The organism is Runella defluvii, from assembly GCF_014195535.1.
Classification (GTDB): Bacteria; Bacteroidota; Bacteroidia; order Cytophagales; family Spirosomataceae; genus Runella; species Runella defluvii.
On record NZ_JACIBY010000004.1, the window covers coordinates 12,560 to 27,371 of the forward strand.

General features: G+C 46.6%; 8 protein-coding genes. 4 read left to right on the forward strand and 4 right to left on the reverse strand.

The genetic code is table 11. The annotated features are described in order from the left end of the window. Positions 1-50 precede the first annotated feature (50 nt). The 3 genes from FHS57_RS10300 (at position 51) to FHS57_RS10310 (ending at position 9,958) form a co-directional block, all read left to right on the forward strand. Positions 51-5,402 (forward strand): GEVED domain-containing protein, encoded by a 5,352-nt coding sequence (locus tag FHS57_RS10300; RefSeq protein WP_183973220.1) that lies wholly within the window; start codon positions 51-53, stop codon positions 5,400-5,402. A 73-nt stretch (positions 5,403-5,475) separates the two neighbouring features. Next, on the forward strand, positions 5,476-7,284 hold the full coding sequence (gene uvrC / locus FHS57_RS10305; RefSeq protein WP_183973221.1) for an excinuclease ABC subunit UvrC: 1,809 nt from the start codon (positions 5,476-5,478) through the stop codon (positions 7,282-7,284). Between the two features lie 34 nt (positions 7,285-7,318). Then, positions 7,319-9,958, forward strand: a complete 2,640-nt coding sequence (locus FHS57_RS10310) for a DUF5686 and carboxypeptidase regulatory-like domain-containing protein (protein ID WP_183973223.1) — start codon at positions 7,319-7,321, stop codon at positions 9,956-9,958. Positions 9,959-10,020: 62 nt separating this feature from the next. Here the strand turns inward: FHS57_RS10310 and FHS57_RS10315 are convergent, their stop codons facing one another. Continuing rightward, the gene (locus FHS57_RS10315; RefSeq protein ID WP_183973225.1) at positions 10,021-11,361 is read right to left on the reverse strand and encodes a 3-deoxy-D-manno-octulosonic acid transferase; all 1,341 of its coding nucleotides are present in this window, start codon (positions 11,359-11,361) and stop codon (positions 10,021-10,023) included. 63 nt (positions 11,362-11,424) lie between these two features. Here FHS57_RS10315 and ytxJ point away from each other — a divergent pair, with 63 nt between their 5' ends. Beyond that, positions 11,425-11,766 (forward strand): bacillithiol system redox-active protein YtxJ, encoded by a 342-nt coding sequence (gene ytxJ / locus FHS57_RS10320; protein ID WP_122931923.1) that lies wholly within the window; start codon positions 11,425-11,427, stop codon positions 11,764-11,766. Here ytxJ and FHS57_RS10325 read toward each other — a convergent pair. The 3 genes from FHS57_RS10325 to FHS57_RS10335 form a co-directional block, all read right to left on the reverse strand. Further along, positions 11,761-12,543 carry a class I SAM-dependent methyltransferase gene (locus FHS57_RS10325; RefSeq protein WP_183973227.1) on the reverse strand — a complete coding sequence of 261 codons (783 nt, stop codon included), beginning with the start codon at positions 12,541-12,543 and terminating at the stop codon, positions 11,761-11,763. The two genes, ytxJ and FHS57_RS10325, sit on opposite strands and share 6 nt — an antisense overlap. A 6-nt stretch (positions 12,544-12,549) precedes the next feature. Continuing rightward, positions 12,550-13,455 carry a glycosyltransferase family 2 protein gene (locus FHS57_RS10330; RefSeq protein ID WP_183973229.1) on the reverse strand — a complete coding sequence of 302 codons (906 nt, stop codon included), beginning with the start codon at positions 13,453-13,455 and terminating at the stop codon, positions 12,550-12,552. Between the two features lie 79 nt (positions 13,456-13,534). Continuing rightward, positions 13,535-14,695, reverse strand: coding sequence for a DegT/DnrJ/EryC1/StrS family aminotransferase (locus FHS57_RS10335; RefSeq protein ID WP_183973231.1), 1,161 nt, complete (start codon positions 14,693-14,695; stop codon positions 13,535-13,537). Between the last annotated feature and the right edge of the window lie 117 nt (positions 14,696-14,812).

Consider the following 14,812-nt stretch of genomic DNA (forward strand, 5'->3'; position numbering starts at 1 on the left):
AAACAACGTTTCAATGGTATTCTTTTCCAACTATTATTGGTATATTCCAAATGAAAAACATTTTATCAAGGCATCCGATTCGGTTAGTGTGGCTTTTAATATGTTTGTGGGTAAGTCATAACGGCTTTTCTCAGCGAACTATTGCCAATCAAATCAACCAAATAAAAGGGAAAGTAACGCCTAAGCGATACCGCCCTTTTTCAACACCCTTCTCTTCGGCCAGGATTGCGGCCGATACCGCATTTGTCGAAGGCGCAACAGTTCATCGGTTTTTGATGAATCAGCCAGAAGTAGGACAATTACAGCTGGACAACAGCAACTTTATCGAAATTTCGTTGCCAGTTTCGGCTACCAAGAACATTGATTTAGAACTGGTGCCTTACACTATCTTTGGTAAGAATTTCAAGGTTTTAAATGCCAAAAACGAAGTAGTTGAGCCGCAAAATTTGGGTAAATTTTACCAAGGAATTGTCAAAGGTGATAACCAATCTACTGCTTCAGTTAGTATCATTGATGGAAAAATCAGCGGGATAATTTCCCAAAAAGAAGGCAATTTTAATCTAGGCTTGGAGGGCGACTCGGGGAACTATATCCTGTTTAACGAGCAAGATTTAAAACAAAAATCGAACTTTACCTGTGCCGCCGATGAAATGCCTGTGCGGGTAATGGGCCAAAACTTGGTGAAGGAAACGCCCGCCACAAGTAGCCTCGCGAGCAACGTTGCGTGTGGATCGGTCGAAATTTATTTGGAAGCCGATTCGGCCTTGTTTGGCCAGCAAGGGAGTTCAATCGCCAATACGGTCAATTACATCAATTCGGTTTTTAGCAAAGTGGCGACTTTGTACAGCAACGAAGGGCTGTCGGTTGTTATTTCCGAAATAAAAGTGTGGAATACCACCGACCCTTACGTGGGTTATACGAGTACGGGTAATGTGTTAAGTGCATTCCGTAGTACGATTGGTACATCGTTTAATGGCCGTTTGGCACATTTTTTAAGCGGACGAAGCCTGGGAGGTGGGGTTGCTTATATAGATGTGCTATGTGCCAAATCGTACGGACATGGGGTGAGTGCAAACTTGAGCACATACAACCCTAATTTGCCTACTTATTCGTGGAATGTGGAAGTGATAACGCACGAGTTGGGCCATAATTTTGGCTCTCCCCACACCCAAAGCTGCTCGTGGCCAGGCGGCGCGCTCGACAACTGTTATGCCACCGAAGAAGGCTGTCCTCCTGGCCCTGCACCGACAAATGGTGGTACCATTATGAGTTATTGCCACTTGACATCAACGGGGATTAATTTTGCCAACGGATTTGGAATGTATCCTGGCAATTTGATTCGGAGTCGAGCGCAGGATTGTTTGGGAAGTGCCGTTGCGCCGTCTAATCTTGCTGTTCTTGAGGTGTATAATACCCAAGTGTTGGTTTCATGGACGCACACGGCAGGGCTTTATACTGTCGAATACCGACAAGTAGGGGCGGGGGCGTGGATTTTAGCGGGTACGTCGGGAAACAAAAATCGGACAATTTCGTCTTTAACTCCTAATACGGCTTACGAATGGCGCGTCAATGCCAATTGCTCCGATTTTGTTACGGGGACTTTTACCACCAACAATACACCTTCGCCAGGTACCTACTGCATTCCTACGCACACCAGTGGATGCACGTATGGTATTTTAATAACAAGTGTACTGCTGGGAGGAACCACTCTTAGCAGTAATTCAGACTGTGCTTCGGGCGGGTATAGTTTTATCACTTCTCCTGTTAAAAGCTTGACATTAGGGCAGTCAAATAGTTTTACGGTGTCATTGGAAGGATATTATAACCCTGCTCAAATTGCCATTTGGGTCGATTTGAATAAAGATGCTCAGTTTCAGGCAAACGAAAGGCTTTTTACCACAACTTCTGCCAGAACACAGGCAATCACAGGAACCATTACTGTGCCAGCAGGAAGCAGTATTGGCCAAACCCGAATGAGAATTATTGTCAATTTTAGTAGCACCCCCACCAACCCATGTGGTACTTATACGTATGGTGAAACCGAAGACTATTACGTCAACCTTGTTTGTCCAGCACCTACCGCTTATACGGTGACAGGTGGAGGTAGTTTTTGTAGTGGAGGAGCGGGGGTGGCTGTGGGGTTAAGTGGCTCACAGACAGGGGTATCGTATCAATTAAAACGTGACAATACCGACGTAGGAACAGCCATGACGGGGACTGGCAATGCGTTGGTCTTTGGAAATCAAACTGTTGCGGGTTCATACACTGTGTGGGCGACCCCGTCGGGTTGTACAGCGACAGCCATGACGGGTTCCGTCTCGGTAAGTGTCATGGCTAATCAGACCTTGGCAGCGGGAGTAACGGTAAATGCTACAAGCTGCGGAGGTACCAATGGTATCATACCTTTTACGACCACAAACGTATCAAATGGAAGTTATCAATTGAGTTACACGGGAGCAGGCAGTCCCAAAACCGTGACAGTAAGTAACAATGCGTTTTCATTAACGGGTTTATCCGTAGGGACGTATAGTAATTTTTCGATGACGGTGAATGGCTGTACCGCGAGTGATGCGACGACCAAAACGGTGAGTAATCCACCAAGTCCAGTATTGACTTCAGGGGCAATAACCAACGCCACCGTCTGTGGAGCTTCCGACGGGAGCATTGCTTTTTCAACGTCTTTTGTAACAAGTGGTACGTATCAGTTGAGTTACACGGGAGCGGGAAGTCCCAAGACCGTGACAGTGAGCAATAACGCGTTTATATTGGCGGGTTTGTCGGTGGGAACGTACAGTAATTTTTCGATTACGGCCAACAACTGTACGGGTACTGATGCGACGTCCAAAACGGTCGCTTATTCAATAGTGCCGACTTTAGCAGCGGGAGTAACGGTAAACGCTACAAGCTGCGGAGGAACCAATGGTAGCATACCTTTTACGACCACGAACGTATCGAATGGAAGTTATCAATTAAGTTACACGGGAGCAGGCAGTCCCAAAACTGTGACAGTAAGTAACAATGCGTTTTCTTTAACGGGTTTATCCGTAGGGACTTATAGTAATTTTTCGATGACGGTGAATGGCTGTACCGCGAGCGATGCGACGACCAAAACGGTGAGTAATCCACCAAGTCCAGTATTGACTTCGGGGGCAATAACCAACGCCACCGTCTGTGGAGCTTCCGACGGGAGCATTGCTTTTTCAACGTCTTTTGTAACAAGTGGTACGTATCAGTTGAGTTACACGGGAGCGGGAAGTCCCAAGACCGTGACAGTGAGCAATAACGCGTTTATATTGGCGGGTTTGTCGGTGGGAACGTACAGTAATTTTTCGATTACGGCCAACAACTGTACGGGTACTGATGCGACGTCCAAAACGGTCGCTTATTCAATAGTGCCGACCTTGGCAGCGGGAGTAACGGTAAATGCTACAAGCTGCGGCGGTGCCAATGGTAGCATACCTTTTACGACCACAAACGTATCGAATGGAAGTTATCAATTGAGTTACACGGGAGCAGGCAGTCCCAAAACCGTGACAGTAAGTAACAATGCGTTTTCTTTAACGGGTTTATCCGTAGGGGCGTATAGTAATTTTTCGATGACGGTGAATGGCTGTACCGCGAGCGATGCAACGACCAAAACGGTGAGCAATCCACCAAGTCCAGTATTGACTTCGGGGGCAATAACCAACGCCACCGTCTGTGGAGCTTCCGACGGGAGCATTGCTTTTTCAACGTCTTTTGTACCAAGTGGTACGTATCAATTGAGTTACACGGGAGCAGGCAGTCCCAAGACCGTGACAGTGAGCAATAACGCGTTTGTATTGGCGGGTTTGTCGGTGGGAGCGTACAGTAATTTTTCGATTACGGCCAACAACTGTACGGGTATCGATGCGACGTCCAAAACGGTCGCTCATTCATTAATGCCGACCTTAGCGGCAGGAACGGTAACTCCGTCGGCTACTTGTGGCGGTACGGATGGCGCTATTGCCTTTACGACAACCAATATTCCAAGCGGAAATTACCAACTTTCTTACACAGGTACTGGCAGTCCCAAAACAGTAGCTATTGCCAACAATTTGTTTACCCTAGCCAATATACCAGCAGGAGTGTATAGCAATTTTACTATTGTCGTGAATGGTTGCACGGCACTTGACCCAACCTCAAAAACGGTTAATACTCCTACGTCGATTGGGCTGTTGGCAAGTACAGTAACCAATCCTACGACCTGCGGAGGAGCCAACGGTAGCGTTGCGTTTACCACTACGAATATCCCCAGCGGGAATTACCAACTATCGTTTGTCGGTACAGGAAGTCCCAAAACCGTGTCGATTGTCAACAATGCTTTTACGTTAGCCAACCTCTCCGCAGGAACGTACAAAAACTTTTCTATTTCGTACAACTCCTGTGTTGCACTTGACACAACAACCCAAAAACTGGTCGAGCCAACACCTCCCAATGCAGGTAGCATTTCGGGAGCATTAGCTCTTTGTGTAGGTGTTCCTAATACGCTGACTACGAACGGAGTAGCGGGCGGAACGTGGAGCAGCGCAACGCCTTCGGTCGCGGCCATTCATCCAACTTCGGGGGTTATAACGGGGGGCAGTGCAGGAAGTAGCCTGATTACTTATACCGTAAATGCCAACGGATGCTCGGCCAGCACTACTGCCACCGTGACGGTCAACGTTGCGAGTGCTGGAGGTAATTTGGCAGGAAGTGGGGCGGTTTGTACGGGTACCAACAGCTCGGTATTGACGTTGTCGGGCTACACGGGGGCATTGCAAAAGTGGCAATGGGCACTCACGCCTGATTTTAGTTCGGCTACCGATGTTTTCATTGCCGCCACCAGCGTGACCACACAGAACCTGACGCAAACGATGTACTATCGTGTTATTATCAAAAACGGGGTTTGTGATGCAGTTAGTTCGCCTACTGCCACCATCACCGTCAATCCACTTCCAACGGTCGGTTTTAGCGGCACAGCATCTATCTTCGTGGGCAATACTACCACAGTGTTCCCCGCAACGGGCGGGACTTGGATAAGCAATAGTTCAGTCAAAGCCAGTGTTACAAACGCAGGATTAGTGACGGGTTTGGAAGCAGGAACGGCCACATTTACCTTTACGGATACGACAACAGGCTGTAAAAATACTACCTCAACTTTGGTCGTGACCAATAATAGTAATTCTCCTTGTAACCAGACGATTACGTTGACAAGCCCAACCGATGACATTGCGACGGGTAGTGTGCTGAAACAATCCAATAACAGCATTAGGGCGGCCAATCGAGTGACAGGTACAACGACGGCGGTGACGTACCAGTCAGGTTCTTCGGTAACGCTCCAGCCAGGTTTTCAGGCCGAAGCAGGGACGGTGTTTAAAGCGCAAATAGGTGGGTGTAATTAAACACCCCCATTTTTGATTGCCCTAAACTTTGGCGAACTTTGCGTTGGGTAAACATCCAATGCCTTTAATTACTATGTCTGTTTTTGACTATAAAGCTGAGTTAGCCAAAATCCCCGCCGAACCTGGGGTGTACCGTTATTTTAGTGAAGAGGGGGAAATTATTTACGTCGGCAAAGCCAAAAGTCTTAAAAATCGGGTCAGTAGTTATTTTGTCAAAAACCACGCCGACCGTAAGACGCGTCGTTTGGTAAGTCAGATTCGTCGGATTGAATTTACCATTGTACATACTGAATTTGATGCGCTGTTGCTTGAAAATCAGCTTATTAAACGGTATCAGCCTCGTTTCAATATCCTCCTGCGCGACGACAAAACGTATCCGTTTATCAAGATTTTTAATGAGCCCTTTCCACGTGTAGAATCCACCCGCCGCGTTGATAAAAAAACGGGAACTTACTTTGGCCCTTTTGCCAATCCACGGGCCATGTATAATCTGTTGGATATGTTTCGAGAATTGTATTCGTTGCGTACTTGTAACCTCAACTTGTCGCCCGAGCATATAAAGGCGGATAAGTACAAAGTGTGCATGGAATACCACCTCAAACGCTGCAAAGGGCCGTGCGTGGGCTTGCAGCCGCTGGAAGAGTATGAGCAGGAAGTGGCGCAAATTCAGCAGATTCTCAAAGGGCAAATGAGTATTCCGCAGCAGTATTTTAAGCAAAATATGGTGCAAGCGGCCGAAAAATTGGAGTTTGAGAAAGCGCACGACTGGAAGATAAAATTGGAATTACTCCAAAATTTTCAAACAAAATCGACGGTTGTCAATCCTAAAATTGGCAATGTCGATGTCATTGTGATTGCTTCCGACGAAGAGGCGGCTTATGTCAATTACCTCAAAATCGTGAATGGCTACATCATGGCAGCTCAGACGTTGGAGGTAAAGAAAAAACTGGAGGAAACGGACGAGGAAATTTTGGCCTTGGTACTCTTCGAAATGCGCACGACCTACGAAAGTGAGGCCAAAGAAATCATCACGAACATCGAGATTACCACCGATTTTAAAGCCGAAATCACCATTCCCAAAATTGGAGATAAGCGCAGTTTGCTGGAAATGGCGTTGAAAAACGTGCATTATTTCCGCAAAGAAAAAGCCGAACGCCAACTCATTGAGGCAAGTGCGACCACCAATCGCCGCGACCGCGTACTGATTAAACTCAAAGCTGACCTTCAGCTCAAAACATTGCCGCGCCACATTGAGTGCTTCGATAACTCCAACATTCAGGGGACAAACCCTGTTTCTGCCATGGTGTGTTTTAAAGAAGGACGGGCTTCTAAAAAAGATTACCGACATTTTTCGATTAAAACGGTGGTGGGTCCCAACGATTTTGCCAGTATGTATGAGGTCGTGACCCGCCGTTACACGCGTCTGTTGGAAGAAAATGCACCTTTGCCCGATTTGATTGTAATCGACGGTGGAAAAGGACAATTGAGCGCCGCTTGCGATGCTTTAAAAGCGGTCGGATTGTACGGAAAAGTCCCGATTGTAGGCATTGCCAAACGGTTGGAAGAAATTTATTTTCCCGAAGATACGCTACCGTTGTACATCGACAAAAAATCGGAATCACTGCGCCTGATTCAGCAGATTCGCGACGAAGCGCACCGCTTTGCCATCACCTATCACCGCGATAAACGTAGCCGAAATGCCATTGTGAGTGAACTTGAAAATGTGGACGGTATTGGTAAGAAAACAGCCGCCAATTTGCTCAAAGAGTTTAAAAGTGTGAAAGCCATACGTGAAGCAGATGCGGAGAAAATTGCAGCATTTGTTGGTAAAGACAAAGCCCAAAAAATCAAAGAGTATTTTGCCCAACAACAAGGAGAGTAATCCAACCGTTTTTATTTTTATAACAGCCAAATCTATGCGAATAATAGTTTCCCTCTTTTTAGTGATAATCAACCTGACAGCTTTGGCCTCAGGCATCAAAGGGACGGTAAAAACCACCAAAGGTGAGCCCTTGCCTTACGCTACCATTGCCATCAAAGGAACCAGCACAGGCACCACCGCCAACGCCGAAGGGCGCTATGAGTTGTCGCTTGCGCCTGGCAAATACGAGGTGGTGTTTCAATATTTGGGTTTCAAAGCGCTGACCAAATCCATCGAAGTCACCAATGAGACCATCACGCTCAACATCGCTTTGGAAGAACAAGCCCTTACCATCAATGAAGTCAGAATTGGTTCCAAAAGTGAAGACCCCGCCTACACCATTATGCGTCGTGCCATTGCCAAAGCGCGTTTTCATGCGTTGCAGGTGCAATCTTACAATGCGCGGGCGTATATCAAATCGTCGGGTTTAATAAAAAATATACCCTTTTATGCCGTGGGCTCGCTCAAAAAAGAAGGTATTGAAGAGGGGCGCCCGATTGTGAACGAAAGTGTGAGTGAAATTCGATTTAAACAGCCCAATACTTACAACCAACGCGTCATTTCGACCCGCAATACCCTCAACCAAGACGCCATAAGTCCCAATGCGTTTATTATGGCGAGTTTTTATAACGCCACGGTGGGAAATGCCGTTTCGCCCTTGTCGCCAAAAGCGCTAACTTATTACAAATTTGAGTACCAAGGCTCTTTTCGGGAGGGTGATTTGGAGGTAAATAAAATTAAAGTGATTCCGAAATCGTACGGAGAAGGAGTATTTAGAGGACAAATTTACATCATCGAAAACACCTGGGCCATTCACAGCCTTGACCTTGAAACAACGGCCGAAGGGCTTGATTTTCAGATGAAACAAGTCTATAATCCGTTGCAGGGTGTATGGTTGCCTACCACCAGCCGAATCCGTTTTGCGGGGTCGTTGTTAGGGTTTACGGGTGAGTTTAATCACGCAATTTCGCTGACTTACAACGACTTAAAAGTTAACCCTGCTTTTGTGGAAAATGTGGTGGTGTTGGACGAAAAAATCGAAAAGCCATCGAGTGATATTTCTAAAAAAGACCTTCGTACCAAAAAACTGAATGAATTGGCCGCGCAGCAAAAAGAGGTGTCGGGCAAGCAACTCAGAAAAATGCTAAAAGAGTACGAAAAACAAGACCGCAACGAGCGCAAAGCCCAAAAGGAAGATGTGAATGTGGTTCGTAGCGACTCGATTGTCATTGATTCCATGGCCAACAAACGGAATGATGCTTTTTGGAACGAAATTCGCACCATTCCGCTCACCGAACTCGAAACCAAAAGCTACCATCATTCGGATAGTGTACGGGTAGTAAAAGTGGCCAAAATAAAGGCTGATAGTACCAAGGCAAAGAAGGATTCAACCAATTTCGATTTGATGGCATTGTTATCGGGGCGCACCTTTAAGTTGTCGAAACAATGGCGATTGGAATACGAAGGGCCGCTGCGAGCGCAGAATTTTACCTACAATACCGTAGAGGGATATGTATTAGAAAGTAGCTTAAATTTTATTCGACGCTTCAAGCAAGCAAACACCTTTTACATCAAACCATTGGGGCGTTATGCCATTGGTCGGAGGGAGTTGTTGGGGACGCTAAGCACGGGTTGGCAGGGGCGCCGTCGCGGCATTTCATTGACGGGCGGGCGGTACGTGGCGCAGTTTAATCCAGCAAATCCTATTTCTCCTTCCATCAATACCTCAGCGACGTTGTTGTTTGAAAACAATTACATGAAAATATACGAAAAGGAATTTGGTCGATTGGCATTTAATTATGCGCGCTTGGCCGATGTGTTGAGTGTTTCGGGAGGGATTGAATTTGGACGTCGTTATGCCTTAGAGAACCTAGAAAACCAGCGCCCGTGGATTCGTTGGAATCAATACGCTTTTACGCCCAATGCGCCTTACAATCGTGAACATAGCCATCGACTCAACGCCCTCGAAGCCGATTCTTACTACACCTTTGCACCGCACAATGCCCTCACGTTAGACGTGGCCCTGACGTGGAAGCCTGGCCAAAAATACCGCCTGTACAACGGCCGAAAACGCTACCTCGAAAACAACAATCCGTCGCTGACGTTGCGGTACGCCAAAGGAATCCCGACGATTGGAAACAGTGCCGTTGATTATGATCGGGTGGAGTTTGATATTCGTCAAGACCTGGAAACGGGGATTAAAAGCGAACTGCATTATGCCGTTTCGGCGGGGGCGTTTCTTAATCGTCGGTCGGTGTATCTGATGGATTATAAGCATTTTATGGGAAATCGCACGTTCATCTTGTACGGCGATAGCTATACCCGATTTCGGTCATTACCCTACTACGAGTATAGCACATCCGAACGTTATTTGGAAGCACACGTTACCAACGTTTACCGCCGCCTTTTGCTTACTCGCTTACCTTTTGTGCGCTTGGCGGGTCTAAAAGAAAACCTGATGGTACATTATTTGCTAACTCCTATGGCCAAGCATTATACCGAAGTGGGTTATGCGTTGGATGGCCTTATTCCAGGGTTCCCGTTTTTTAGGGTAGAAGCGATTGCGGTCTTTAATAATTTCAAGTACGATCACACGGCATTTCGGGTGGGGACAACTTTTAAGTTTGGTAATTAAAACTTAACTTCCCGAAAGTTTAGACCTTCCCGAAAGTTTTAAACTTTCGGGAAGGTGGGAAGTTAAAACGCGCTGCGTATAGACGCCATGACTTTGGCCGTAGCACCCGCATTTTTCTGTACATAATCGTAGCAACTACCCGCCTTTTGCTGGCGGATTTCGAGGTTTTGATATACTTCAGTAAAAGCCGTCGTAAATTCTTGGGTAGTGGCAATCGTGGTAGCACCGCCTAACTGCAATAAGTCCAGCGCTTCTTGGAATTTCTGATAATAGGGCTGCCCAAAGAAAATCGGCATTCCATACACCGCAGGTTCCATCGTATTGTGCAATCCATCCTTAAATGCCCCACCGACGTAAGCAAAATCGGCATACCGAAATAGCGAAGCCAACATACCAATCGTATCTAGGAAAAGAATGTCGAGGGGAGAATGCAGAATGTCGAGTGGAGTTCCATCAACTCCAAACCGTAAACCGTAAACCGTAAACCGTTCACTGGGTTTCTTGAGGGCTTTTTGCCATTGTTGGATTTGTTCAGTATTGATTTCGTGAGGGGCAATGATGACCTTGAGCGGAGCTTCCCACTGGTTCAAAAACGGAATCAGTACCTCCATGTCGTCGGGCCACGCCGAGCCAATGACCAAAAGCGGGTCTGTGCCTTTAAATGCTTCAATTTCAGGATAACTTTTGGCTTGTTTGGCAATTTGCACAACGCGGTCGAGGCGGGTATCACCTGCAACGGTCGCGGACGCATAGCCTACGGAATTGAGCAAGTGTTTGGAGGCCTCGTTTTGTACTAAAATCTCGTTGAAACAAAACAACATTCGTCGATAAAAGCCTCCGTAGGGTTTGAAAAACAGTTGGTTGGGACGGAAAATTGCGGAAAATAAAAAAGTTGGAATTTGCCTTTTTTTGAGTTCGTGGAGGTAGTTGTACCAAAATTCGTATTTGATAAACAACGCGACGTCGGGTTGGACGCTATCCAAAAAACGCTTGACGTTTCGGGGGGTATCGACGGGTAAGTAACAAACTTCATCGACTTGGTCGTAATCTTTGCGGATTTCGTAGCCCGACGGCGAGAAAAAACTCAGCACAATACGCGCATGAGGGTATTCAGCACGAATGGCTTCGATGACAGGTCTTCCTTGTTCAAACTCTCCCAGCGACGCCGCATGAACCCAGAAAACTTTAGATTCCCGCACGGGCATCATACCTCGGAATGCCAAATCCTTCTTTGCCCTTTGCCCTTTGCCCTTTGCCTCTTGCCCTTTGCCCTTTGCCCCTTGCTTTTTGCTCTTCGCCCTCTGCCCCTCCACCCATTTGCGCGTTTTGGGATGGAAAAGTGCGACGATGTTGGCCAGAAAGACCAAAAGATGTAAGCCAAGGGTATAGAAAAATGCGAACAATTTTTGAATAAGTTACGTTAGACCAGTAAAAGTATTCAATCAACCTCTTACGTGTCAAATTAAATGAACTGGAATCGACTCACTGACGTCGCTCAATTAGAAGAAATCAAGGAAGAATCCCACCAACATCCTGTTTTACTTTTCAAACACAGTACCCGTTGTTCAATTAGTGCCACTACACTACGTCGGTTGGAAAGAGATTGGAACGAACAAGAAGTCGGTAATCTCAAGCCATATTACCTCGATTTGATAGCGTACCGACCCATTTCCAATAAAATTGCCGAAGAATTTGACGTATGGCATGAGTCACCCCAAGCCATACTGATTCGCAACGGAGAAAGTGTTTTCGACGCCTCGCACTACGATGTGACCTTCGACGCAATCAAAGAACAAGTGGCCTCATAGTTTGCTAAAAACAATACACAGGTGCTTGTGAAGGAGCACCGTCGGATGGGTATTGAGCTGGTGTTGTTCGCGCAAAACTTCCTTTTCTCGGTCATTGTGCGCGTGTTTTGCCATTTTCTTAAAAGTCAGAAAAGAACGTAAGTAGAGGTACGCCCCAAAAAACACAAACCAAACCAAAGAGCTTACACTCAGTTGGTTGGCATAAACAGCTCGGTACCGCAATCCTGCCAAACTCGCCATCGTTCGCAGGCGCTGAACGTTGCAGAGATACACCCGACCGTTGTAGAGGTGTTGGTCGTCGTAGCCGATCACCTCTGCTTCGTTCGACAAAAACATGTCGCTCCGTTCGGCTTCTACCCACACATTGGCCATTCGGCCGCTCATGCTGCTGTTGTTGGGTTTGGTGATAATCAGTAAGCCGTTGGGTTTGAGGATTCTAGTCAGCTCTTTTAGCAGAGAGGTCTGGTCAGGAATATGCTCAATCGTTTCCATCAAAAGCACATAGTCGGCGGAGTTTGACGCAATAGGCAAAGGCTTAGTCAAATCAATGGGAGAACAAGTCAACGCATCGCTTCGGAGGATGTCGGGGTGCATGTCAAAGGCACGAACGGTAGCACCTGCTTTGTGCCAAAGATTAGCCACGTAGCCCGACCCCGCTGAGACGTCAATCACGGTTTTTTGCCGAACGTCATTTTGGGCAAGGTATTGGTGGATAAACGTCAGTGCATTGCCTTTTGAATGCGGAACCAGCTTGATTTGCTCTTTTAAAGTTGACATAAGGTGTTAGGATATATCCACGGGGCGGCTTTTGAGTTTTACCTTCCAGCGATCAATTTGTTTTTTGAGCCGTAACGTGGTATTTTCTTCAGGTTCTGGAAGGACTCCCAAAAATTTTGCCCCAATTTTAAGGTAATTTTTGAAAAAAGTATTGCTACTCAGCCCCCATTTTAATATAAATTGCGTTCGACCGTCGTTGCGCTTGACCCGCGCGGTGCTTCGACTTGCAAAATGATACACCCTACTTTTGCCAATTCCCTTGTAATACCGAACCCCATAATGCCAGAGTTTTATCATAAAGTCGGGGTCGCTGTACATGCCAGGAAAAAACTCAATGCTTAACCCACCTACGGCCCGATACACAAACGTTGGTAACACCATCGGGTACCATTGGCTGCCATTCCAGTCGTCTTTGGGAAAGCTGGCGTATTCCGACAAAAAGGCTGCTTCGTCGAACTCTGAAGGGTGTTTGCCGTAGTTTTTGTTGGTAATCACACAGGCATTGCCATTGTCAAAACCTTCAATCATCGTTCCGCTGATGCACCACTTATCGTTTTTTTGCTGTTTTATTTCTTCCAACAAATAAAAATCCCAATCGGGACAAACATACATGTCGTCGTCGATAAACACCAAATAATCGGCCATGGCCAAGTGAGAAGCGGCGTTGAAGCCGTAACAAACCCCTGAGTTCTGGCTACTTTTGGTATAGCTAATATCTCCCTGCGCTTTTACCCATTCTTCGGTACCATCTTTTCCTTCGTTGACATGAACGACGATTTGGTGCTGATAACGGCTATTTTTTCGGAGGCTATTGACAAGACACCTGAGGTAGTCGAGGTTGTTCCACGAAGGAATGAGAATCGAAAAGACGGGAGAATAGGGGAGGGAGACTTTTGTGTGCGTAAACTCCATGAAAGTACTTTGAGAATGAAAAAACGGAGCCTCTCAGGGGGCGTTGATTGCCTCCTTGAAAAGCTCCGTCAAATTAAATTTACCAACCTTTTTGAAGAACGTACGCAATGTATCGAATGTCGTCTTCGGTCACGCGGGCGTGTAATGGAAGCACGAGATAGCGCTCTTCGATGGCATCCATTTTGGGGAATTGCCCTGGAGTACGGCCTCCAAAAATCGAATATTTATCGTTGCGATAATGCACTTGCCCCGACTCGATACCGTGTTCGCGGAGGTGACGCATGAGGTCTTCGCGGTGATCCACTTCGGCTGTGAGTAGCCATGCTGCGTGTTCACGATCTGTGTATTCACTACCAATCACCCGAATGCCTGGAATATCTTTGAGCAGCTCGCAGTACAAGCGGTAAAGCCGCTGACGATGTGCCAAATGTTCGTCAAATTCTTCCAAACCTGCCAAGCCTAAACTGGCCGCAATGTCGGTCATTTGGTATTTGTAACCTACTTCTACAATGTCGTTTTCCCAAATTCCTTTTTGTTTGCTGGTGCGGTCAATGCCAAACCAACGTAGTCGTTTTGCTTTTTCGACCAAGGTTGGGTCTTTTACTACCAACATGCCGCCGTCGCCCGTTGTAATGTGTTTGATGGCTTGGAACGAAAACATCGTAAAGTCGCTTTCGCTACCGATGTAGCGCCCTTTGTATTTGGCACCCACGGCGTGCGCCGCGTCTTCGATAATGAAGAGATTGTGCTTCTTTCCGAGTGCCCACAGCTCATCCATGTCGCAAGGAAGACCACCGTAATGAACGCAGACAATTGCCTTTGTTTTGGGCGTAATGAGTTGCTCCACGTGTTTTACGTCGATGTTGAGGTTGTCATCCACATCGGCAAACACAATGTTGACTCCCATGTAAAGGAATGGGATGTTGGTGGCCGTACAAGTAAATACGGGGGCAATGACTTCATCGTCTGGTTGCAAATCGGCCAACAAATACGCCAAGTGAAGAGCATCCGTCCCAGAGCCAACTGCCAAGCATTTGTTAGGGTACGTAAATTTTAACTCGAAGCGACGTTCAAATTCGTCCACTTTAGGGCCTTGGCCAATCCAACGTGAATGAAGGACTTCTGTGATGTTAGAAGCGGCTTTGGCAGGAATGTTAGGGTAGAACAGTACAATACCCTCCCTCGTATCCATAACAGGATACTCATTCATGGGTTTCTCCAGAATCTTGTCAAGAATCATACAAAGTTTGATAGATAATAGTACTCGTTTTTTCTCAAAATTGGGCTGTGGAAAGAAGTGTAGGCTAAGCACTTCTTTTGTTAGAGAGACAACATAACTTCTAATCGCTCAATAAAG

What these genes read in the sequence shown, in the direction of transcription:
- FHS57_RS10300 (WP_183973220.1), top strand. Translation starts at nt 51, where the DNA reads ATGAAAAACATTTTATCAAGGCATCCGATTCGGTTAGTGTGGCTTTTA.
- uvrC (WP_183973221.1), top strand. Translation starts at nt 5,476, where the DNA reads ATGTCTGTTTTTGACTATAAAGCTGAGTTAGCCAAAATCCCCGCCGAA.
- FHS57_RS10310 (WP_183973223.1), top strand. Translation starts at nt 7,319, where the DNA reads ATGCGAATAATAGTTTCCCTCTTTTTAGTGATAATCAACCTGACAGCT.
- ytxJ (WP_122931923.1), top strand. Translation starts at nt 11,425, where the DNA reads ATGAACTGGAATCGACTCACTGACGTCGCTCAATTAGAAGAAATCAAG.
- FHS57_RS10325 (WP_183973227.1), bottom strand. Translation starts at nt 12,543, where the DNA reads ATGTCAACTTTAAAAGAGCAAATCAAGCTGGTTCCGCATTCAAAAGGC.
- FHS57_RS10330 (WP_183973229.1), bottom strand. Translation starts at nt 13,455, where the DNA reads ATGGAGTTTACGCACACAAAAGTCTCCCTCCCCTATTCTCCCGTCTTT.
- FHS57_RS10335 (WP_183973231.1), bottom strand. Translation starts at nt 14,695, where the DNA reads ATGATTCTTGACAAGATTCTGGAGAAACCCATGAATGAGTATCCTGTT.